Raw genomic sequence first — 22,457 nt, 5'->3', positions numbered from 1 at the left:
TCTTTATCTATTTTTATTGAACTTCGTTATCAAAGAATATTTTAACAGTTGTAACTTATTAAAAAACTCAAATTGAATTTAGACAACAAGAAATTTGTAGCTACTGAAAACAAAAGTGGATTATCATCCAATGAAACCATTTTTCATTATTTCCAAAATGGAACTACTATTACCGGAAAATACAAGGGAGGAGCAATACAGGAAGGTTTTATAATTGGAAAACAAACTCAAGATTCAGAAATTAAACTCTTATATCAGTGCTTAACAACCGAAGGAGAATTGAAAGCAGGAGAATCAACAGGGATAATTTCAAAAACACCAAATGGAAAACTGAAATTATCGTTTGATTGGAATTGGCTGAATGGAGATTTATCGGGAGGGAAATCTGAATATTTAGAAATTGAATAGAATTGAAAAGCAATTTCATTTAAGGTTGCTTTTTTTTATTTGATACTAATGTTGTTTTTTATAGATTAGTTATCAAGAATATAAACCATTAAAAGAAACTTATATCTTTTAACATTAGAGCAAATACATACCTATGAAGAAGAAAAACATAATAGAATATACTGCGGTATTTAGATATCTTTTTTTAACTATTATAGTAATGATTTGCTTTTTCAAATTAGCTAATTATATTGATGATTCAGGAAAAGAAGTTCAACTAATCAAAGAAAAACTTAATGGAATTGATAATATTGAATTTGAAAGACAGCTAAAATTTAGAGAAAAAATATTAACAACAACCAAAGAGGAAATAAATAAGTTAGATAGTGTTTCAAACTTATCTTTCTATCAAAAAATAAGTTTGATTGATATAGAAGGTATACATAGTAAAAGTGAAATTAAAATAGACACTTTAAGTAATATCCCTACTTCTTTCTTTTACAAATTTGAGGCTTTAAATTACAAATACAGTATCAACAAATTTAAATTTAAGAAAGTAACTGAGAATATACCCTCCGAACAAGAATTTTACAATAAAATAAAATATTCAGATTTCATTGATATTAATATTTCTTCATCAAAAGAATTTAATTCTGTTAAAATTGCTGTTTACATAATTGGATTTTTATTAATCCTACTAATCACATATATCCCTAAATATATCTTTAAAGAAACTATTGAAAAGTTCACAGTAACTGATTCAGAAAAAGATCTTTTAAAAAGTGAATTGAAAGAACTAAACACTATAGATTCATCAAGTAATGAATTTAAAGATTATTTCAACAAAAAAATCGCTGAACTAAATGAAAAAATTAATTCAATAATAGTTAGTAATAATTTAATTTCATTTATTAACATTAATATTCAAAACGCCAATACACTTGCGCTTGAAACTAAAAATAGAGCTAGTTTCATGCTTTTATCTGGTATATCAATTGCTCTTATTGCTGTATTGTTCTTCTATCTTAGTATCTCTAAAATAAACTTTGATACAACTTACTCTTTTTTAACACAAAGTTCAAAGCATTTTGCTATTTTAATCTTTATTGAAAGCATAGCTTGGTTCTTATTAAGACAGTATAGAAAAATAATGAATGATTATAAATTTTTCTATAAAGTATATCAAGATAAATTAAAAATACTTGAGCTATATAGATTAAATGAAGAAAGTAAACTAAATAAAGAAGGTGAAATTTTTGAATATCTCAAAAACACTGTTCCTATCGATTTTGAAAATGAAAAAAACGAAGTAACTAATGAAAATAATTTATTTAAAATAATACAAGAATTACTCAATAAAATTAAATAACTTACACTGACATAGGTTAAACATCTCATAATCATACTTTTTTCATAACTTTAAAAAGCTATGAAAAAATTGTTACTATATCCACCCTTTTATTTTTTATTGTGTGTTCTTATTGGAATAACACTTCAGTTTTATACACTGATTTGGCAGTTTAATTTTCTTTATTTAGGCTACATTTTACTAGGTTTCCTAGTTGCTCTTTGTTTTTTAAAAAAGTCTTCAATACGAAAAACTTTTAGCGTAGTTAGCTTATTACTTTTTGTTTTTATAGGAATTAGCATCACCTATATTCACAACCCGAAGAATTATAAAAACTACTATAAACATCAATTAACTGACAATTCTACTTCTATACTAACCATACAAAAAGTACTAAAACCAGGAAATTATTACACAAAGTATATTGCTAAAGTCTCTCAGGTTGATTCCACCAAAACAAATGGTTACATTCTTCTAAACATTCAAAAAGACAGTACACAAACTAAGCTTGCTGTTGGTAATCGGATTTTTATTAAAGCTTCTTTTAAAGAATTGATTCCGCCTTTAAATCCACATCAATTTGATTACAAACACTATTTAGCAAAACAGTACATTTATCATCAAGTATTTTTAAGCAAGCAGCAATTTAAACAGCTTAACGACGCAAATTTTTCTTTAGTTAGTTTATCGGCTAGCATCAGAGAAAAAGTACAAACTTCTTTAAAACAATACCATTTTTCAAACAATGAATTTGCAGTGATTAATGCTTTATTACTCGGTCAGCGTCAAGAAATATCTAAAGAATTATTAGAAAGCTATACCAATGCAGGTGCTATTCATATTTTAGCCATTTCAGGACTGCATATTGGTATTTTGTTATTGCTGCTCTCCTATCTATTCAAACCTTTGGAAAAACTTTCTCATGGAATGATTATTAAGACTATTTGCATCATCTTATTACTTTGGTCTTTTGCTTTTATCGCAGGTTTATCAGCCTCAGTAGTGCGCGCAGTAACCATGTTTACTTTTATAGCTATCGGGCAATCTTTTAAACGGAAAAAGGTCATTGAGTTTTCATTAGTTAGCTCCATGCTATTTTTACTATTGATAAAACCTATGTTCTTATTTGATGTAGGTTTTCAATTGAGTTATTTAGCAGTTTTTGGTATTGTTTGGGTACAACCTTTACTATATGGCTTATGGAAACCTAAATTTTGGCTACTGGATAAAGGTTGGCAATTGTTTACAGTTTCTATAGCCGCACAAACGGGAATCTTACCTATCAGCTTGTACTATTTTCATCAGTTTCCAGGATTGTTTATCCTCTCAAACTTGATTATCATTCCTTTTTTAGGCGGGATACTACTCTTTGGAATTATAATTATTCTATTAGCTACGATGAACATACTCCCTCAATTCTTAGCAGACGGTTATAGTTTCATTATTTCAACAATGAATTTATTTGTTGATTGGATTTCGCATCAAGAAGATTTTTTATTAAAAGAAATATCCATGTCTTTAGGAGTAATGGTAGCTTGGTATGTTTTTATTGTTTTCTTATTTCAAGTTTGGATTCAAAAAACTTCGAAGAGTATTCTATTCTTATTGACTTCAATCCTACTCTTACAAGGAGTATATTTTTATGAAAAATTTGAGATCAGTAATAAAAATGAATTGATTGTATTTCACAAGAGTAGATATTCTATTTTAGGAAAAAGGAATGGTAAAGAACTCACCGTTTTTAGTTCTGCAAATGACTCTGTGTTACAGCAAGAAAAACTATTAAAATCTTATAGAATTGGAGAACATGTTTCTTCTAAAATTCTTGATTCAACTTTCAACATCACCTCTTCTAAAAGTAATCCAATTTTAATTGTAGATAATTTAGGCGTTTATAAAATAAATGGGGTTGAAAATCCAATAGTAATTCTAAAAGATAGTCCTAAGATTAATTTAAGCAGACTTATTATCTTATTAAAACCTCAACAAATTATTGCTGACGGGAGTAATTACAAATCATACATTAACAGATGGAAAGAAACTTGCTATAAACAAAAAACACCATTTTGGTATACAGGTCAAAATGGTGCTTATATTATTAAAGAATAATTTTACATGGCGCTTTTAAAGTTTTTTTCAAACTCTTGCCATGGAGTATTTTTATAATTATCCTTATTAAAATATGCTAATATTTTTTCAAATCTTTTTTCTTCTAAGTAACCAGGTACATTCTGTAACAATTGTCGCTCGGCATTAAAAAATGCTGTAGATGGATAACTCATTTGTCCTTTCATGATAGCAGCTGCTAACTCATGATATCCTCTTCTTCCTTGCGCTTGATACTTAAACGTCCTTCCTTGAAATGTGATGTCGTGTTTTGCTTCTCCGTTTAATTTCACTGGATAATAATGTGTATTGATGTATTCAATAATCACCTTGTTTTGGTAAGTAGTTTTATCCATTCTTTTACACCAACCACACCAATCGGTATAAATATCAACTAAAATTGGTTTTGGACTTTTCTCGCTCAACTCCATTGCCTCTTCAAAGGTCATCCAATTTACTTTATCTTGTGCCTTTACCGCTAATGAAATAATGGCAAAAACTGCTACTAATATTATTTTTTTCATACCTCCTTGGTCTCTATAACTGTTCCAAATTTACAAAAAAACCTGTCAAGTTTTTATCTTGACAGGTTTTTAAAAGTTCTTTTAACCTATATTTAGGGTTATTTCACCCCGTGCATTAATTTTTTAATTACTGGATAAAGTACCGCTGACAATACTGCTAATCCAAAAGAAATAGCTGTTAACAACCAGAAAAAGCTACTTAATCCTTGCTCTTTAGCAATTCCTTCTGATGATTCTGCAAATACCCCTGCTAGTTTCATACCTATAGCTACTGCTAAATACCAAATACCAAACATAAAGGCAATCATACGACCTGGTACTAATTTAGAAACATACGATAACGCTACTGGCGATACACATAACTCTCCCATAGTATGGAATAAATACACTAAAATTAACCAGATAATACTTACAGATGCGGTTTCAGCTCCTGGTTCAATACCATTAGCACCTATAGCAATAACAGCCATACCTAAACCTAATAAGCCCATACCAATTGCCCACTTCATATTTGCATTTGGGTTGTATTTACTTTCCCACCATTTAGAAAATAACGGTGCTAACGTAATAATATATAACGAATTCAATACCGAAAACCATGACGCTGGTATTTCTGCCGTATCTTTTTGGAACTCTTCTTTTAACATCCAAAGTGCAATAAACCATATAATTACAAAACTTGTTCCTAAAAACACATTAGCCAATGCATACTTTGCAAATGTTTTTTTGAATAATAAAAGAAGAACCCATGTAATAATTCCAAGAGGAACGATAGTCATTAATGAGTTTACTATTTTAAATATAAACCCTGTATTTCCTTCTAAAACTCTATTAGTATAATCTCTAGCAAATACAGTTAACGAACTTGGTGATTGTTCAAAAATTGCCCAGAAGAAAATTGTTACAAATGCAAAAAATACTACAGCTAACATTCTATCCCTTAAAACTGGTGTATATTTAGGAATACGCATTACTAACAATGCAATAAATATTAAAAATGCTAAAAGAATTGCAACTGTAGAACCTGAAAGTCCAGCAAATTCAAATGGAAAAACGTTGTATTTTCCTTCTGATATTTTTGAAATAGGGTCATTAAAGATCCATAACAAACCTAATAAAGATGAAACAGCAATTAATACTTTTTGCACTCCTGTAAAAGGGTTTCTTCCTTCTTCAACTTCTTTTTCTTCTGAAGTGATATCATCAATAATATCTACATTTTTATTTTTAGGACCATCTCCAATTTTACCAAAAATTCCTTGAGCAAACCAGAATTGTAATAATCCGAATAACATGAAAATACCTGCTACTCCGAATCCCCATGACCATCCTACTTTTTCTCCTAAATATCCACATAAAAGAATTCCTAAGAAAGCACCAGCATTTACCCCCATATAGAAAATGGTGTAAGCTCCGTCTTTTTTCTCTTCTTTTCCTTTATACATTTCAGAAATAATAGAGGTCATATTTGGTTTGAAAAAACCACTACCTATTACTAAAAACCCTAATCCTGCATAAATAAAGAAAGATGTTTCTACCGCCATACAAGCATGACCTATGGTCATCAATAAAGCACCTATAACAACTGCCTTACGAATACCAATAACATTATCGGCAAAATACCCACCAACCATTGTTGATAAATACACTAAAGAGGTATAAGTTCCAAAAATAGCAAATGCCCATTCACGTGGCCAACCCCAACCATCATCTAACAAAGAAGCTGTAAAAAACAAAACTAAAAGAGCTCGCATTCCATAGTATGAAAAACGTTCCCACATTTCTGTAAAAAACAACACAAACAACCCTGCTGGGTGCCCTAACACCTTGTCCTTAAATAAATTCTCAATATCTGTATTCATTATTCTTGTTATATAATTTATATACTAATTTATTTTAATGTATCCCTTTCATTAGTCTTTTTAGCAATGGAACAAACAATAGTAGTATTGCGGCACACCCTAACACTACATATACCCCCCATTGAAGATAAACATCAACATAAGGGCTTACTTGTTCTGCCATTGAAGCATTTTCTTTTAATTCACCTACACTAATTAGTTTTCCAATTTCTGTTGCCATTTTATTACCTACCGAATAAGATAAAAACCAAGCTCCCATTGTAAAACCAACTATATGAGATGGCGAAAGTTTGGTAATCATAGATAAACCTACTGGAGATAAGCATAGCTCACCTAAGGTATGGAATAGGTACATGAAGATTATTGCCCAAACTATAATTTTTTCACCTGATGCTATAGCTGTTTTCGCTCCTATAACTATAATTAAAAAACCTAATGCCAACAAGACTAAAGAATACACAAATTTTAGAGGTGTACTAGGTTCCATTTTAAGCTTGTTTAACTTCATCCAAAGCCAAGCAAATATAGGAGCAAAAATGATAATGAAAAGCGCATTTAACGCTTGAAATTGCGATGCAGGAATTTCAGAGCTACCAATAGTCCTATCTACAAATCTATCAGTAATCAACGTAAGTGTTCCTCCAGCTTGTTCAAATAAAGCCCAAAACATGGCATGAAATATAAACAAGACTAAAACAACTAATAAACGAGAACCATTTTCATATTGAGTACTCAAATAAAATAGATAACCTAATACCGCAATGGTAATTCCTGTTAATCCATATTTGAAAACATCGTCATAACTAAACAATATAGCCCATAGAGGTACGGCTACAAAACTTAAAAGAATAATTAATTTATTAACGCTAAGTCCTGCAAAAATACTTTTAGTATCATATTTTTCATCAGGAACAAGACCTTTTTCACCAAAATATTTTAGATTTTTCCAAAATACTAATAAACCTACAAACATCCCTATACCTGCTAATCCAAATCCCCAGTGCCAACCTACAGATTCTCCTAAATACCCACATGTTAATGCTGATAAGAAAGCCCCAACATTAATTCCCATGTAAAAAATATTATACGCTGGATCTTTTCTTGGATCATCTTGCTCATAAAATTTCCCTAAAAAACTCGATATGTTTGGTTTGAAGTAACCTGTACCTACAACTATAAAGGATAAAGCTATAAAAAAGAAAAGCTCATTAGTCTCTGCAATTAAACCTTGGGCAGCTAACGCAATATGTCCTAAACTTATTAAAATACCACCTAGTAAGATAGATTTTCTAAAACCTAAATACTTATCAGCCATCATACCTCCTATAATAGGTCCAAGATATATGGACGCTGTATAGGTTCCATAAATAGCAAGGGATTTTACATCTGCTTCACCACTAGATATTTGTTGAAAAACAACTTTTACCATATATAAGGTAAGTAAAGCTCTCATTCCATAATACGAAAAACGTTCCCACATTTCTGCAAAAAAACAAACAAAGAGTGCTCTTGGATGCATTTTACTGTTCGCTCTTATAACGAGAGGTATCCATATTAAACAAAAAATCCAACCAAAAATTATCAATCCTAATGAGAAATCCATATTAACTATTTTTTAAAGAGTTTGTAGATAGTATTATTTTTTCACTTTATAAGTTACTCTTAATAAAGTTCGTCATCTTAGTAAACAAGTGTAAACGTGTATTACCCCCATAAATACCATGGTTTTTATCAGGATACATTCCCCACTCAAATTGCTTATTTGCTTGAATTAAAGCTTCAATCATTCTATAAGCATTTTGAACATGTACATTGTCATCACCTGTTCCGTGAATTAATAAATACTTTCCTTTTAATAATTCTGGATAGTTTAAAGGTGAATTATCATCATATCCTGCTGGATTTTCCTCAGGTGTACGCATATAACGCTCTGTATAAATTGAATCGTAAAAACGCCAAGTAGTTACAGGTGCTACAGCTATTGCCGCTGCAAACACATCATTCCCTTTTAAAATACAGTTTGTACTCATGTGTCCTCCAAAAGACCATCCCCAAATACCAATTCTATTTGCATCAACATATGGTAATTTTGCTAATTCTTTAGCTACCGCGATTTGATCTTCAGTTTCATGCTTCACTAAGTTCATATAGGTGACTTTTTTGAAATCACGTCCTTTAAACCCTGTTCCTCTACCATCAACGCAAACAATAATATACCCTTCTTGCGCTAACATTTGATGCCAATAATCATTAGCACTATTCCAACTGTTCTTTACATTTTGAGAACCTGGACCTGAATATTGATACATTAATACTGGGTATTTTTTATTCGCATCAAAATTTGCAGGCTTTATTGTATACATATTTAAATCGTTTCCATTGATGTTAATCGTAGAAAACTCTTTTTTACTCAAATTGTACCCAGCAATAAGCTCTTTTAAAGCTGCATTGTCTTTAATAGTTTTTAATACTCTCCCTTCATCATTTCTTAATGTATACACAGGTGGTGTATTCGCATCTGAAAATGTATTAATGAAGTAACGCATGTTTTTACTGAAAGAGGCGCTGTTAGTTCCTGAAGGATTGCTTAGCAATCTTTCATTGTTTCCATCCAAAGAAATGCTATACACTCCTCTGTTGATAGATCCATTTTCTACTGACTGATAATAGATCGTTTTTTTATCTGCATTATACCCATAATACGAAGTAACTTCCCAGTTTCCTTTTGTTACTTGATTTATTAACTGTCCGTCTTTGTTATAGTGATAAATATGATTGTATCCATCTTTTTCACTCGTCCAAATAAAGCTATTATCGTCTAAAAAAGTTAAGTCATCGTTGACATCCACATAAGCTTTATCAGTTTCATTTAAAACTACATGACTTCTAAAAGTTGTTGCATCAACAAAGTACATTTTTAAATCATTTTGATGACGATTTAAGGTACGTACAGCTAACAAATTACCATCATTTGTCCAATTAATTCTTGGAATATATTCGTAATCTCCTACTCTGATTTCAGCAGTTTTATTAGTAACTAATGAAAATATACGTAAGGCAACCTTCGCGTTATCTTCTCCTGCCTTTGGATATTTAAACACCTCTTGTGTTGGGTATTTACCTTTTCCATAAACATCCATTGAGAATGTTTTTACTTTACTCTCGTCAAAACGTAAGTAAGCTAAATTCTTACTGTCTTTACTCCATTCAAAGGCTTTTACAAAACCAAACTCTTCTTCATAAACCCAGTCTGTAATACCGTTAATTATCTCATTCTTTTTACCGCTATTAGTAATTTGAATTACAACATTAGCATCTGAATAATCTTTAATGAATAAATTATTATTCTTGGCATAGGCTATTTTTTTACTATCAGGAGAAAAAGTAGGTTCTTGAATATCTTCCCCAATTAAGTCTAGTGATTTTTTTGCGATATCATACACATAAAATGTACCTAAAAAAGAATGACGAAAAATTGGTTTAAAGTTAGTACCTAAAATCAATTTGGTTTCGTCATTATTAAAACTGTATGATTGAAATGATTTCAATCCCGCTAAATCTTTGCTATCTACAATAGTTGCTACTTTCTCTAAGGTCTCATAGCTGTATTTGTCTACTGAAGTACTTCCGTTTTCATAGTTTAAAAGCGAATAATAATCTCCATTCATAGAATTTAAGGAGTTCATGTAATCGGCTCTAAATGTACCTTTTCGCCATATATCTTCTAAAGAAATATCTTTTTTCTGAGCTTGCACTAGCGAAGATATTCCTATAAAAAATAGTAATAATTTCTTCATGTTAAGTTGTTGTTTATCTAAAAAGTTTGCCAAGTTTACGGAAAAATCACCAAAAAACACCCCAAAAAAGTCATAAATACCAAATATCACCCCTATTTTAACAGGATTCACTTATCTTTGAGCCACCAAAAATGAATTGAGAATGTCTGAAACGATCTCTGGTTTTTCTAAACTTACCAAAGAGGAAAAAATAGACTGGTTGGCAAAAACTTATTTCAATAATCAACCAGAAATTATACAAACCATTACGCAATATTGGAACGTAGATGAAAAGCTACAACAATTGCACGATGATTTTATTGAAAATACTATTTCTAACTTTTATATGCCTTATGGCGTTGCCCCTAATTTTGTAATTAATGGACGTAGTTATGCAATACCGATGGTAGTTGAAGAAAGTTCCGTGGTTGCTGCGGCATCAAAAGTAGCTAAATATTGGAGTACCAGAGGTGGATTTAAAACTGAAGTAATTTCTACCACAAAAATTGGTCAAGTACATTTTATGTACGCTGGAGATAAAAAAGAATTACATTCTTATTTCAATGAACAAAAAACCGAATTACATGCTGCCACAGCATCCATCACAAAAAACATGGAAAAACGTGGCGGTGGTATTTTAGATATTCAACTGGTTGACAAAACTGATAAACTAACAGATTACTATCAGTTACATGTTACGTTTGAAACGAAAGATAGTATGGGTGCTAACTTTATTAACTCTTGTTTAGAAGCTATTGCTAAAGCTTTTAGAAAAGATGATATTGAAATTGTGATGAGTATACTTTCTAACTACGTTCCTGAATGTTTAGTTAGAGCGGAAGTAAGCTGTAAGGTAGAAGAATTAGGAGGTAAAAACCCTGAGAAATTTGCTCAAAAATTTGAACAGGCAGTTAAAATTGCTGAAATAGAACCGTATCGTGCAGTCACTCATAACAAAGGAATTATGAATGGTATTGATGCTGTTGTACTAGCTACAGGTAATGATTTTAGGGCTATTGAAGCAGGAGCACATGCCTATGCTTCAAAAAATGGGCAATACAGTAGTTTAACACATTGCGAAGTAAAAGACGGTGTTTTTAGATTTTGGATTGAAATTCCTTTAGCTCTAGGTACCGTAGGTGGACTAACTGCATTACACCCCATGGCTAAATTATCGTTAGACATGATGCAAAAACCAAGTGCACGTACCTTAATGCAAATTATCGCTGCTGCAGGTTTAGCGCAAAACTTTGCTGCTTTACGTGCCTTAACTACTAAAGGAATTCAACATGGACATATGAAAATGCACTTGATGAATATTTTGAATCAACACAAAGCTACTAACGAAGAAAAAGAAGCTGTCGTGGCTTATTTTGAAGATAGAACAGCCTCACACAGCGCTGTGGTTGAAAAACTAAATGAGCTTCGCAAACCAAAAGTACAATGGGTAGACTTTTTAAATGAGGAAGAAGTACGTAGTACGCTTATAAACTTAGCTACTGATGCTAAACCCTTATTTGGAAAAATGAACGGGCAACAAATGGTCGAGCATTTAAGTACAGTTACTCAAATAGCTAACGGAAATTGGCATGTTGACATGTATGTTTCTGATGAGAAAACAACTCGAAGAAAGCCTTTTTTAAATACCGATAGCGAATTACAAGTTGGATTTAAAGCTCCTTTTTTATCAGAAGATCCAACTCCGTTGAAGTTTGATTCAATAAACGAAGCTATTGATGATTTGATATATCAGGTTCAATATTTTGAGACTGTGTTTAATGAGAACCCTAACCGAAAAGTAGTGCATCCATTTTTTGGAGAGCTAGATTATGAGTATTGGAAGAAGTTCCAAGTAAAGCACTTTACCCATCATTTTAAACAATTCGGATTGGTATAATGCAGTATTATTCAAACGGAAAATTATTACTCACTGGAGAATACGTTGTTCTTGATGGCGCAACATCATTAGCTGTCCCAACTAAGTTTGGACAAGACTTAATCGTTGAACCGATTAAAGAACCGCAACTTATTTGGGGAAGCTTTACACATACAGGAGAATGTTGGTTTGAAGCTTCTTTTGATTTACCAAAACTGAGGCTAACCTCAGCTACCTTTAATTCAGATAAAGAAGGAAGTGCCGAATTTATAGCTGAAACTTTACATGACATTTTACATGAAGCAAAAGAACTAAATCCTGATTTTTTAAATACTAATCATGGATATATCGTAAAGACAAATCTAACATTTCCACAAAACTGGGGATTAGGAAGTTCTTCAACTTTAATTAATAATATTGCTACTTGGGCAAATGTAAATCCGTTTACTTTGCTTTGGAATGCTTTCTCAGGTAGTGGTTACGATATTGCTTGCGCAAAACATAACTCTCCTATCCTATATCAATTAAAAGAAAAACAACCTTTTGTTGAAGAGATAAATTTCAACCCAAGTTTTTCTGAAGAATTGTTTTTTGTGTATTTGAATCAAAAACAAAATAGCAGAGAAGGAATTGCTCTTTATAAAAAACACAAAGAAGAAGCTAAAATGTTAATTCCTGAAATAGATAACTTAACACAAGAGTTTTTAAACGCTAGCACTTCTAAAGATCTAAATAAAATTATTTTTGAGCATGAAAAGCTCATCAGTTCAATAATTAAACTAAAACCTATAAAAGAAACTACATTTCCAGATTATTTTGGAGAAGTAAAAAGCCTAGGTGCTTGGGGTGGTGATTTTATATTAGCTACTGGTAATGAAGACACCATAAACTACTTTCAACAAAAAGGATTCGACACTATCCTTTCATATAAAGAAATGATTTTATAATGAAAAAAGTTATTATCATTGGTGGTGGTGCCGCTGGTTATTTCACCGCTATTAATGCAAAAGAACTCAATCCTGAATTAGACATTACTATTCTTGAGAAAGGAAAAGAAGTTTTACAAAAAGTAAAAATTTCTGGTGGAGGCCGTTGCAATGTTACTCACGCTTGTTTTGATCCTAAAGAACTGACAAAATTCTACCCTAGAGGGAAAAAAGAATTACTCGGACCATTTCATCAATTCATGACTGGTGATACTTTTGAGTGGTTTGAAAATCATGGGGTTCCTTTAAAAATAGAAGAAGATAATCGAGTATTTCCAGAAGCCAATACCTCACAAGCTATTATTGATTGTTTTCAAAACGCTGTTGACAACCTCGGAATTACCGTGTTAAAAAACCATGGTGTAAATTCTGTTTATCAACAAGATGAGAAATGGGTTATCAACACAAAAAATCAAGATTTTGAAGCCGACTATGTTGTGGTTGCTGCTGGAAGCAGTAAAAAAGTATGGGAGTTATGTGAAACTTTAAGCCATACTATCATTGAGCCTGTTCCTTCTTTATTTACTTTTAACATCAAAGACAAACGAATTATTGATTTGGGCGGTATTTCTGTACCAAATGCTGAAGTAACTCTTGTTGGAACGAATTTGGAAAATTCTGGTCCATTATTGATTACCCATTGGGGATTAAGTGGACCTGCCATCTTAAAATTATCCGCTTTTGGTGCTCGAATTCTAGCAGACAAAAACTACCAATACAACGTACTTGTTAACTGGCTAGGACAAGATACAGATTCGGTTTTTGAAATATTACAACAATTAAAAAAACCTCAAGCTAAAAAACAAATAAACTTAAAATCACCTTTCGGAGACATTCCTCGTCGATTATGGGAACGATTGGTCACAGCTTCAGAAGTAAAAAGCAACCAAAACTGGGGTGATATTAGTAATAAACAACTTCAAAATTTAGCCAATCAATTAACAAAAGGGTTATTCAACGCTAATGGTCGTACTACTTTTAAAGAAGAATTTGTGACTGCTGGCGGTATTGATTTGAAAGAAATCAACTTTAAACGTTTTGAAAGTAAAAAACACAAAAACTTATTTTTTGTAGGTGAAGTTTTAAATATTGATGCCGTTACAGGTGGATTCAATTTTCAAAACGCTTGGACAGGCGGATTCATTTGTGCTAAAGCTATTGCAGAACAATAAAAAAAGCCATTACTAAGTAATGGCTTTTTTTATTCTATTATTTAAACTATTTAATCTTCGTCTTCTCCATCTTCTTCATAACAGTTAAAAATGATAGAGTACCCATATTCTATGGCTTCTTCATATAATTCTTTTTGTTCTTCATCTTCTACATCATCAACTGAATCTAATGTAAAATACTCGTCTTCAATTTCAACTACTTTCCAGTCTTCTTCTTTAATATAAAATTTAGCTAGTTGCATAGCTCCTTCAATATCTTTATAGTCGATATACAAACTCACATAAGCTCCTAAAACTTCGTCATAATGTTCAGAAGACTTCTTTGGTTTTGCTAAGGCATTGATTAAAAACATAGGTCTATTTTTTGTGTTATTTACGCTAATTCTCCTCTATGAGGTTTGAGTGCATCTCTAAAAACTTTCATATTCTCTTCATCAACCACAATAAAAGCTATGGTATGCATTTCGTTTAAAGATACAAAATTTACCTCATGATAAGGTAAACTATCTATCTGAGCAAACTCCTTTAAATGAATACAGTGATGCTTTGCAGTTTCTAAACCATCTGGACCTTTGAAATCCCAAATTAATTTAATTTTTCTCATGCAACAAAAATACCCATTTCTATATTAGAAATGGGTATTTAAGTAACTAACTAATCAAAAATCTAAATTAGTCTTCTCTTTTCCATAACAAGATAATATCAAGCAATCTTCCTAACAGGAAAATCATTAATCCAAAAGTTGGCGCAATTAAACCTACTTTTAGTCCTCCTGCAAGAATCTGCGGAGGAATACTATTATTAGTATTTGCTATAGCTCCTAGAGCAGCTAACATTCCAATTACAAAACCTAGCACTCCAAAAACAAAAGAGAATAGACTAATTGATTTGATAAGTTTGGAATTCTTCTCCGTATTATTTTTTAAACCCAAAAAAAACAACACAATAACAACTCCTAACAATACAACTAGTGGAACCATAAACATCCAACCTCCTTCGATAATAAATCTCATAAAATTAGTTTTTAAAATTATACGCTGTAAAACTAGGATTGACTTTAATTGAATAATTGAAATAACGACAAACAACCAACTTCAAACGATGTTTAACGAATTTAACAACCAAAATAAAAAAATTGGTTATAAACCTCACTAAATCTTTATTTCATCTATTTTTATTTTCATCTTAACTTAAAAATGTGCTTTTTTACAAGATGCTAAAGATATTTACTTCTTTTTTATATAAAACACCTCTACATATTTTATACTGGGGGCTTGTTTGGTTATTCTTTTACCTATTTTTTAGCACAGGAAGTAACAACCCTCAATTCCTTTTTTGGTTCACTAGTATTTTATCCGTTATTTCTATCACAACATCCTATGTTTTTGCATATAGCTTAATACCTAACTATCTACTTACAAAAAAATATTGGTCATTCTTATTATACACTATTTATGCTATTATTTTTACACTATTTGGTGTTTTGGTTACTGTAGTTTTTGGATTTGTTTTCTTCTTCAATTTAGAATTTCAAAATATGCCTGCCTTAACTAAAAGTTCGTCTGTTATTTTAGTATGCGTATTTTTAATCATTGTCCTAGCTAGTGGATACAAAATACTAAGTCATAATTACAAATCCATCGAAGAAAAGAAAACATTAGAAAACAAATTCCTACAAACCCAACTACAACTTAAAGAACAAGAATTAAAATTCTTAAAAATGCAAATTCATCCGCATTTTTTGTTCAACACTTTAAATACGTTATATGGATTTGCTCTTAAAAAATCGGACACTGCCCCAGACATGATTTTAAAACTCTCTAATTTATTAGACTATATACTCTATCAAGTTGACAAACCTTCAGTAGTATTGGAGAATGAAATTCAACATATTGAGGATTATATTTCGTTAGAAAAAATGCGCTTTCAAGAAAGTTTACAAGTTAGCTTTGTCAAAAGTCTATACAATGATGCTATTCAAATCCCTCCTATGTTATTGTTACCTTTTGTTGAAAATGCTTTTAAACACGGAACACAAATTAACGGAGTACTAAGCATTGACATCAACCTGAAAACTACCGAAGATTTTCTAATTTTCCATATTAAAAACACATCAAAACAAGTAACCTCTACAAAAAAAGGTATTGGACTAGAGAACATTCAAAAAAGATTAGAAATGTTGTATAAAAACCAAGCTAATCTTTCAATAAAATCTGAAGTAAATCAATTTATCGTTGATTTAAAAATTCCTTTAAAAGATGACTAAAAAGATAACCTGCGTAATTGTTGATGACGAACCTGTTGCTAGAGAAATCCTTGAGTCGTTTATTGAAAAAACACACAATCTAAAATTAATTGCGCGCTGTAAAAATGCCTTAGAAGCACTACAGATTGCACAAACTGAAAAAATCGATTTGTTTTTTCTAGACATCAACATGCCTGAAATTAACGGCTTGAGTTTAGCTAAAATCATCAACAAAAAATCAAAAATAATTTTCACAACTGCATATCGCAATTATGCAGTAGATGGTTTTGACTTACAAGCGACTGACTACTTATTAAAACCTATAGCTTTTGACAGGTTTTTACAGGCTATTCAAAAAATAGCAATAAACTCAGACAGCATACAAAAAAGTATTCAAAAAACATCAGAAAACAACTTCATGTTTGTTCGATCTGACAGAAAAATGACTAAAATTGACTTTAACGACATTTTATATATAGAAAGTTTAGGTGATTATGTAAAAGTTTTTACCTCAACCAACACCATAATCACAAGAGAAACTATTAGTAACTTTGAAGAGAAGCTCTCCAAACTACAGTTCTTACGTGTTCACCGTTCATTTATCGTTGCTTTTAGCAAAATTGACTCATATACCAACGAGTATATTGAAATTCAAAAAAAGGCAATTCCAATAAGCAGAAGCTATAAAGACATCGTTTTACAAAAATTAGCAGAAGTGTAAGTGAAACTCTATCTTTACAGCAAATTTTTGCACATTGAATACATCAGAATTTAAATTTCAAACTTCAGATAAAAAAGTAGAAAACTTATCAGTTACTTGGCAAACACCAAGCAATATTGCCCTAGTAAAATATTGGGGAAAGAGTGAACCACAAATTCCTAAAAATGCATCAATAAGTTTTACATTAAACAACTGTCATACTACCACAAAAATCGAATTTACAAAGAGTCAATCAATGCCTCAAGCTGAATTTGAACTTTTCTTTGAAGGTAAAAAGAAAGATGATTTCAAACCTAAAATTGCTAAATTCTTTAAAAGAGTTCAAGAATATTGCCCATATGTTTTAGACTATAAAATGACCATTTCTTCTGAAAACTCTTTCCCTCACAGTAGTGGAATTGCGTCATCCGCTAGCGGTATGAGTGCTATTGCAATGTGTTTAATGAGCTTAGAAAAAGAGTTGAATTCGAATTTAACTGATGAATACATCAATAAAAAAGCATCCTTTTTAGCTCGTCTAGGATCTGGAAGCGCCAGCAGAAGTATTGAAGGACCGTTAGTTGTTTGGGGGAATCACCCAGAAATTGAAAATAGCTCAGATCTATTGGGAGTAAAATTCCCTTACAAAATACATCCTATTTTTGAGAATTATCAGGACACAATTCTGTTAGTTGATAAAGGCGAAAAACAAGTTTCTAGTACTGTAGGGCATAATCTTATGCACAATCATCCGTATGCAGAAAGCCGTTTTATTCAAGCAAATGAAAACTTAAAAAAGCTTTCAGAAATCCTTCAAAATGGAGACATAAAAGCTTTTATCAACCTAGTTGAAAGCGAAGCGTTAACGCTGCATGCTATGATGCTAACTAGCAATCCTTATTTCATTTTAATGAAACCAAATACGTTAGAAATCATCAATAAAATTTGGGAATACCGAGAAGAAAACAACAGTAATATCTGCTTTACTCTTGATGCTGGTGCAAATGTACATGTTTTATACCCTGACTCAGAAAAAGAAGATATCAACGAGTTTATTAAGAGCAAATTAGCAGATTTCTGCCAAAAAAATCAGTATATTTGTGATAGTGTCGGTTTTGGTGCAAAACCTTTATAATCTTAAAAATTCCTACTATTATGAAAATTTCAACTTTGTTAATAGCATTCCTCACTGTTTTTTTAACTTCATCTGTGATTGCTCAAGACACAACCATATGGTTCGATCAAAATTGGCAACCAACCACTAAAGATAACTATCAATTTTACAGGCCTGCTCCTAAAAAAGTAAAAAATGGTTTTTGGATTGTAGACTACTATAAAAATGGACAAATTCAAATGGAAGGCTTTAGTACTGTTAATAAACCTAACGAAGAAGAATTTGATGGATTGGTACTATACTACCATCCTAACGGCAAACCTTTTCATAGAGCCAATTACAAAAATGGAAAATTACATGGTATAAGAAAAGTATATTATGAAACTGGCGAACTTAAAGAAGAAGGAAAATATGTTGAAGGTAAAAGAGAAGGTATTTGGAAAACCTTTTATAAAAATGGTAAAATAGAGACCAAAGGAAAATATAGCGATAACGAAAAAGTTGGCGTTTGGAAAACTTTTTATAAAAATGTTTACTAGTTTGTTAACTAGTACATTTACTCGTATGTTTGCACTGTAATTAATACACCTATGAAAGGACCCTTATTTTACGCAAAAATATTACTATTCGGTGAGTATGGTATTATTAAAGACTCCAAAGGATTAGCTATTCCATACAGCTCGTATAAAGGAGCATTAAAGTCTGCCCAAAACTTAACAGGAGAAGCTCAAAAATCAAATCAAAGTTTAGCTAAATTTTATTCTTATTTAGCTGAATTAAATTCTGACATTGTTTCTTTCGACTTAGTTGCTCTAAAGAGTGATATTGATAATGGAATGTACTTTGATTCATCTATTCCTCAAGGGTATGGTGTAGGGAGCTCAGGTGCTTTAGTTGCTTCTATCTATGACAAATATGCGAACGATAAAATTACCGTTTTAGAAAACTTAACTCGTGATAAGCTTTTAAGTTTAAAACATATTTTCTCATTGATGGAATCTTTTTTTCATGGGAAAAGTTCTGGCTTAGACCCTTTAAACTCTTATTTGAGTTTACCTATTTTAATCAATTCAAAAGAACACATAGAGCCTGCTGGAATCCCTTCACAAAAAGAAGGAAAAGGTGCAGTTTTCTTACTAGATTCTGAACAAGTTGGAGAAACCGAACCTATGGTAAACATCTTTATGAATAAGATGAAAAATGAAGGATTCCGTAAAATGATAAGTGAAGAATTTGCAACACATACTGATGCTTGTATTGAAGACTTTCTACAAGGAAATATCAAATCATTATTTGGAAATGTAAAAAAACTATCAAAAGTAGTATTAACAAATTTTAAACCTATGATTCCAAAAGCTTTTCATAAAGTTTGGGAGAAAGGAATACAAACAAACGATTACTACTTAAAACTTTGTGGTTCAGGTGGAGGAGGTTATATCTTAGGGTTTACTGAAGATTATGAGAAAGCAAAAATTAGTTTAAAAGATTATAAATTAGAATTGGTGTATCGCTTTTAAAATGCTACTATTAAGTAATGAGTACATTTAAAAACAACACCTTACTTTTAAAAATATTCAGCCTTTTATCAGTTATAAGAGGTTACAACATTCTTGTATTAATAGCAGCTCAATATTTAGCTGCTATTTTTATTTTTTCTGATACCAAATCAATAAAACCAATAGTTTTTGATTGGCACTTACTCTATTTAGTCATTGCTACTGTTTGTGTAGTTGCTTCAGGATACATTATTAATAATTTTTACGATAAGAAAGCCGATAAAATAAACCGTCCCATAAAAACAGGAATTGACTCCTATGTAAAACAAGAAACAAAATTACGTCTCTACTTTTTATTAAACTTTATAGGTTTTGGTTTTGGCTGGCTGGTATCGTGGAGAGCAGCCTTCTTTTTTGCTGTCTATATTTTTGGCATCTGGTTCTACTCCCATAAACTAAAAAAATATTCGTTAATAGGATTAATATCTGCAACGGTATTAACCATACTGCCCTTTTTTGTGATTTTTGTACATTATAAAAACTTTTCTAAAGTAATTTTCGTACATGCTTTTTTTCTTTTTCTAGTAATTATGATCCGTGAATTGATTAAAGACCTAGAAAACATAAAAGGAGCTGTTGCGAACAACTATAATACCTTCCCTGTAAAGTATGGTGAACGTAACACCAAAAAACTTGTTATTTTTTTAATGACTCTTACCTTAATCCCTATAGGAGTTCTATATAATTACCCAGCTATTGAATACATGAAATATTATTTCTATTTAGCCGCAGTAACTTTAATTTTTGTAGGAATTTATACTTGGAATTCAACCAGAAACAATCAGTATCGATTGGCTCACAATATTTTAAAAATACTTTTATTAATTGGTGTTTTTAGTTTACTTTTTATAGATAAGTCTTTAATTTTAGACAAAGTAGTTGAAGTTTTAGATTAAAAACCAAATAATTGGCGTAAATTTGCACACTTTTTAAAATTTCAAACATGAATTCAAAAAACTCGTCGAGAGGACGACAAGCTGGACGTAACAGCAATCCTCAAGAAAAAAATCAATTCAAAAAAGATTTCAGAAAACCAAAAACAAATAAACCTGTTCAGAAAAAAACTGAAGACACAGGTATTCGTTTAAACAAATTCATCTCTAACTCAGGAATTTGTTCTCGTAGAGAAGCTGACACTTACATTGAACACGGAAGCGTTTCTGTTAACGGAAAACTGGTAACTGAAATGGGCTACAAAGTACAGCCTACTGATGAAGTTCGTTTTGACGGAACCTTAATTTCTATGGAAAAAAAGCGTTACGTACTACTAAATAAACCTAAAAACTACATTACTACCATGGAAGACGATCGTGGTCGTAAAACGGTAATGGAAATTATTGCCAGTGCTACTAAAGAACGTATTTATCCTGTAGGAAGGCTAGATAGAAACACCACTGGTCTTCTTTTATTTACCAACGATGGTGAAATGGCAAAAAAACTTACACACCCAAAACATAACGTGCGTAAATTATACCATGCTTCTCTAGATAAGAAATTAACTTTAACTGACTTAGAAAAGTTACGTGGTGATGTAGTTATTGAAGGAAGAAAAGTATTTATTGATGCTGTTTCTTATGTTGACGGGGAAAAGAAAACTGAGGTGGGTATTGAAATCCACTCAGGAAGAAACCGCATTGTACGTAAAATATTTGAACATTTTGGCTATCAAGTAATTAAACTTGATAGAGTAGTTTTTGCTGGCTTAACCAAAAAGAATTTACCCCGCGGTAGATGGCGTGAGTTAACTCAACAAGAAATTAATAATTTACAAATGATGTAAAAAAATCCCAAGCTAAAGCTTGGGATTTTTCATTCAACAAACCTTAATTCTAATTCCCCTTACATAAATTAGTTCCTCTACTCTCTCAATTATCTTTTTACACTTAAAAAAGTAGTTACATATTGTTTGGTATACAAAAATGTAATTTTACACATATAACACTTATACACTTTTGAATTTGGTATTAGTTTCAAAACAAAACTCCTTCTTTTTCTCCTTAAAATTTTTGATTCACATTTTGGACACGTTACTATCATTGTTACCCTTACTTATAATTCCCCTTTAATTATATTAGCTAAACATGAGGAGTTTAGACTTAGATTAACCCCAACAAAAGTATTTGTTTCTTCAACACGTTATATCACCCTAAAAGGGTGGTTTTTGCTTTCTTTTTTAATTAATCAATATTAAAAGACGAAACAACCAACTTAAACTTCATTGATTATTTATACCTTATAAAAACATTTTTAGTTTTTAAGCTTTATTTTTGTAAGCTTTAAATATTCTTTACGAATAAGGTAAAAACACTTTTTATGAATTTACAAGAACTAAAAAATAATATCGACACTATCGTTGACACCACTACTTCTTCAAAAGAAGAAAAATTACAGCAAATTTGTGATTATCTAGCTTCAGAAATTTCTTACTACGATTGGGTTGGATTTTATTTTAGAAACGGAGACAAAGAAGAATTAAAATTAGCGCAATTTAATGGAGAACCAACAGAACATACTATTATTCCTTTTGGAAAGGGTATTTGTGGTCAAGTAGCTGTTAGCAATGAAAATTTTGTGGTACAAGATGTAAGCGAACAAGACAATTATATTTCTTGCGGATGGAAGGTAAAATCGGAAATTGTAATTCCAATTTTTGTCAACGGCGAAAACATCGGTCAAATAGATATTGACTCTCACACAGTTAACCCATTTACCCCTAATGATGAAGAATTATTAGAGTATACATGCAAAAAAGTAGCTAATTTTATCTAATTTTTTTGCAATTGTTTGATTATTAGGATTTTTTTT

General features: G+C 31.1%; 21 protein-coding genes. 14 read left to right on the top strand and 7 right to left on the bottom strand.

Annotated elements, in window-relative coordinates:
- The first annotated feature begins 72 nt into the window (after positions 1-72).
- From ACQY6M_RS06415 to ACQY6M_RS06405, 3 genes are all read left to right on the top strand, one after another.
- Entirely contained in the window at positions 73-408 is a 336-nt protein-coding gene (locus ACQY6M_RS06415) for a hypothetical protein (protein WP_428741239.1), read from the top strand.
- Positions 409-541: 133 nt separating this feature from the next.
- Complete coding sequence (locus ACQY6M_RS06410) at positions 542-1,756, top strand: hypothetical protein (RefSeq protein ID WP_428741240.1); 1,215 nt, start codon at positions 542-544, stop codon at positions 1,754-1,756.
- A gap of 60 nt (positions 1,757-1,816) precedes the next feature.
- Positions 1,817-3,844 carry a ComEC/Rec2 family competence protein gene (locus ACQY6M_RS06405; RefSeq protein ID WP_428741241.1) on the top strand — a complete coding sequence of 676 codons (2,028 nt, stop codon included), beginning with the start codon at positions 1,817-1,819 and terminating at the stop codon, positions 3,842-3,844.
- A gap of 2 nt (positions 3,845-3,846) precedes the next feature.
- On the opposite strand, the gene ACQY6M_RS06400 is transcribed toward ACQY6M_RS06405, so the two are convergent.
- From ACQY6M_RS06400 to ACQY6M_RS06385, 4 genes are all read right to left on the bottom strand, one after another.
- Positions 3,847-4,365: a thioredoxin family protein gene (locus ACQY6M_RS06400; RefSeq protein WP_428741242.1), complete on the bottom strand. Its 519-nt coding sequence runs from the start codon at positions 4,363-4,365 to the stop codon at positions 3,847-3,849.
- A 98-nt stretch (positions 4,366-4,463) separates the two neighbouring features.
- A complete protein-coding gene (locus ACQY6M_RS06395; RefSeq protein WP_428741243.1) occupies positions 4,464-6,227 on the bottom strand; it encodes a peptide MFS transporter in 1,764 nt (587 codons plus the stop codon).
- A gap of 34 nt (positions 6,228-6,261) precedes the next feature.
- A complete protein-coding gene (locus ACQY6M_RS06390) occupies positions 6,262-7,830 on the bottom strand; it encodes a peptide MFS transporter (protein WP_428741244.1) in 1,569 nt (522 codons plus the stop codon).
- Positions 7,831-7,876: 46 nt separating this feature from the next.
- Positions 7,877-10,024, bottom strand: a complete 2,148-nt coding sequence (locus tag ACQY6M_RS06385) for a S9 family peptidase (protein ID WP_428741245.1) — start codon at positions 10,022-10,024, stop codon at positions 7,877-7,879.
- A 142-nt stretch (positions 10,025-10,166) separates the two neighbouring features.
- On the opposite strand from ACQY6M_RS06385, the gene ACQY6M_RS06380 reads away from it, so the two are divergent.
- Genes ACQY6M_RS06380 through ACQY6M_RS06370 form a run of 3 tightly spaced genes read left to right on the top strand, consistent with a single transcriptional unit; the run spans position 10,167 to position 14,037 of the window.
- Positions 10,167-11,900: a hydroxymethylglutaryl-CoA reductase, degradative gene (locus tag ACQY6M_RS06380; protein ID WP_428741246.1), complete on the top strand. Its 1,734-nt coding sequence runs from the start codon at positions 10,167-10,169 to the stop codon at positions 11,898-11,900.
- Complete coding sequence (locus ACQY6M_RS06375; RefSeq protein WP_428741247.1) at positions 11,900-12,826, top strand: GYDIA family GHMP kinase; 927 nt, start codon at positions 11,900-11,902, stop codon at positions 12,824-12,826. Before ACQY6M_RS06380 ends, ACQY6M_RS06375 begins: the two co-directional genes overlap by 1 nt.
- Positions 12,826-14,037, top strand: a complete 1,212-nt coding sequence (locus ACQY6M_RS06370; RefSeq protein WP_428741248.1) for an NAD(P)/FAD-dependent oxidoreductase — start codon at positions 12,826-12,828, stop codon at positions 14,035-14,037. Before ACQY6M_RS06375 ends, ACQY6M_RS06370 begins: the two co-directional genes overlap by 1 nt.
- 50 nt (positions 14,038-14,087) lie before the next feature.
- Here the strand turns inward: ACQY6M_RS06370 and ACQY6M_RS06365 are convergent, their stop codons facing one another.
- The 3 genes from ACQY6M_RS06365 to ACQY6M_RS06355 form a co-directional block, all read right to left on the bottom strand.
- On the bottom strand, positions 14,088-14,390 hold the full coding sequence (locus ACQY6M_RS06365; protein ID WP_428741249.1) for a hypothetical protein: 303 nt from the start codon (positions 14,388-14,390) through the stop codon (positions 14,088-14,090).
- A 20-nt stretch (positions 14,391-14,410) separates the two neighbouring features.
- Complete coding sequence (locus ACQY6M_RS06360) at positions 14,411-14,641, bottom strand: hypothetical protein (RefSeq protein WP_428741250.1); 231 nt, start codon at positions 14,639-14,641, stop codon at positions 14,411-14,413.
- 67 nt (positions 14,642-14,708) lie between these two features.
- Positions 14,709-15,050 carry a MotA/TolQ/ExbB proton channel family protein gene (locus ACQY6M_RS06355; RefSeq protein ID WP_428741251.1) on the bottom strand — a complete coding sequence of 114 codons (342 nt, stop codon included), beginning with the start codon at positions 15,048-15,050 and terminating at the stop codon, positions 14,709-14,711.
- A gap of 200 nt (positions 15,051-15,250) precedes the next feature.
- Here ACQY6M_RS06355 and ACQY6M_RS06350 point away from each other — a divergent pair, with 200 nt between their 5' ends.
- The 8 genes from ACQY6M_RS06350 (at position 15,251) to ACQY6M_RS06315 (ending at position 22,421) form a co-directional block, all read left to right on the top strand.
- Positions 15,251-16,303 (top strand): sensor histidine kinase, encoded by a 1,053-nt coding sequence (locus tag ACQY6M_RS06350; RefSeq protein ID WP_428741252.1) that lies wholly within the window; start codon positions 15,251-15,253, stop codon positions 16,301-16,303.
- Positions 16,296-17,003 (top strand): LytR/AlgR family response regulator transcription factor, encoded by a 708-nt coding sequence (locus tag ACQY6M_RS06345; protein ID WP_428741253.1) that lies wholly within the window; start codon positions 16,296-16,298, stop codon positions 17,001-17,003. Before ACQY6M_RS06350 ends, ACQY6M_RS06345 begins: the two co-directional genes overlap by 8 nt.
- A 34-nt stretch (positions 17,004-17,037) precedes the next feature.
- Positions 17,038-18,117, top strand: a complete 1,080-nt coding sequence (locus ACQY6M_RS06340) for a diphosphomevalonate/mevalonate 3,5-bisphosphate decarboxylase family protein (protein ID WP_428741254.1) — start codon at positions 17,038-17,040, stop codon at positions 18,115-18,117.
- Positions 18,118-18,137: 20 nt separating this feature from the next.
- On the top strand, positions 18,138-18,635 hold the full coding sequence (locus tag ACQY6M_RS06335) for a toxin-antitoxin system YwqK family antitoxin (RefSeq protein WP_428741255.1): 498 nt from the start codon (positions 18,138-18,140) through the stop codon (positions 18,633-18,635).
- A 51-nt stretch (positions 18,636-18,686) separates the two neighbouring features.
- Positions 18,687-19,613 carry a mevalonate kinase family protein gene (locus tag ACQY6M_RS06330; RefSeq protein WP_428741256.1) on the top strand — a complete coding sequence of 309 codons (927 nt, stop codon included), beginning with the start codon at positions 18,687-18,689 and terminating at the stop codon, positions 19,611-19,613.
- A 17-nt stretch (positions 19,614-19,630) separates the two neighbouring features.
- Positions 19,631-20,548, top strand: coding sequence for a geranylgeranylglycerol-phosphate geranylgeranyltransferase (locus ACQY6M_RS06325; RefSeq protein WP_428741257.1), 918 nt, complete (start codon positions 19,631-19,633; stop codon positions 20,546-20,548).
- A 47-nt stretch (positions 20,549-20,595) separates the two neighbouring features.
- Positions 20,596-21,432, top strand: a complete 837-nt coding sequence (locus ACQY6M_RS06320; RefSeq protein ID WP_428741258.1) for a pseudouridine synthase — start codon at positions 20,596-20,598, stop codon at positions 21,430-21,432.
- Between the two features lie 533 nt (positions 21,433-21,965).
- Positions 21,966-22,421: a GAF domain-containing protein gene (locus ACQY6M_RS06315; protein ID WP_428741259.1), complete on the top strand. Its 456-nt coding sequence runs from the start codon at positions 21,966-21,968 to the stop codon at positions 22,419-22,421.
- The last annotated feature ends 36 nt before the right edge of the window (positions 22,422-22,457 follow it).

The sequence above is a fragment of the Tenacibaculum sp. genome, from assembly GCF_050290165.1.
Taxonomy (GTDB): Bacteria; Bacteroidota; Bacteroidia; order Flavobacteriales; family Flavobacteriaceae; genus Polaribacter.
The sequence above is the reverse complement of the archived record's forward strand: the minus strand, read 5'-3'. Positions and strand labels throughout refer to the sequence as shown.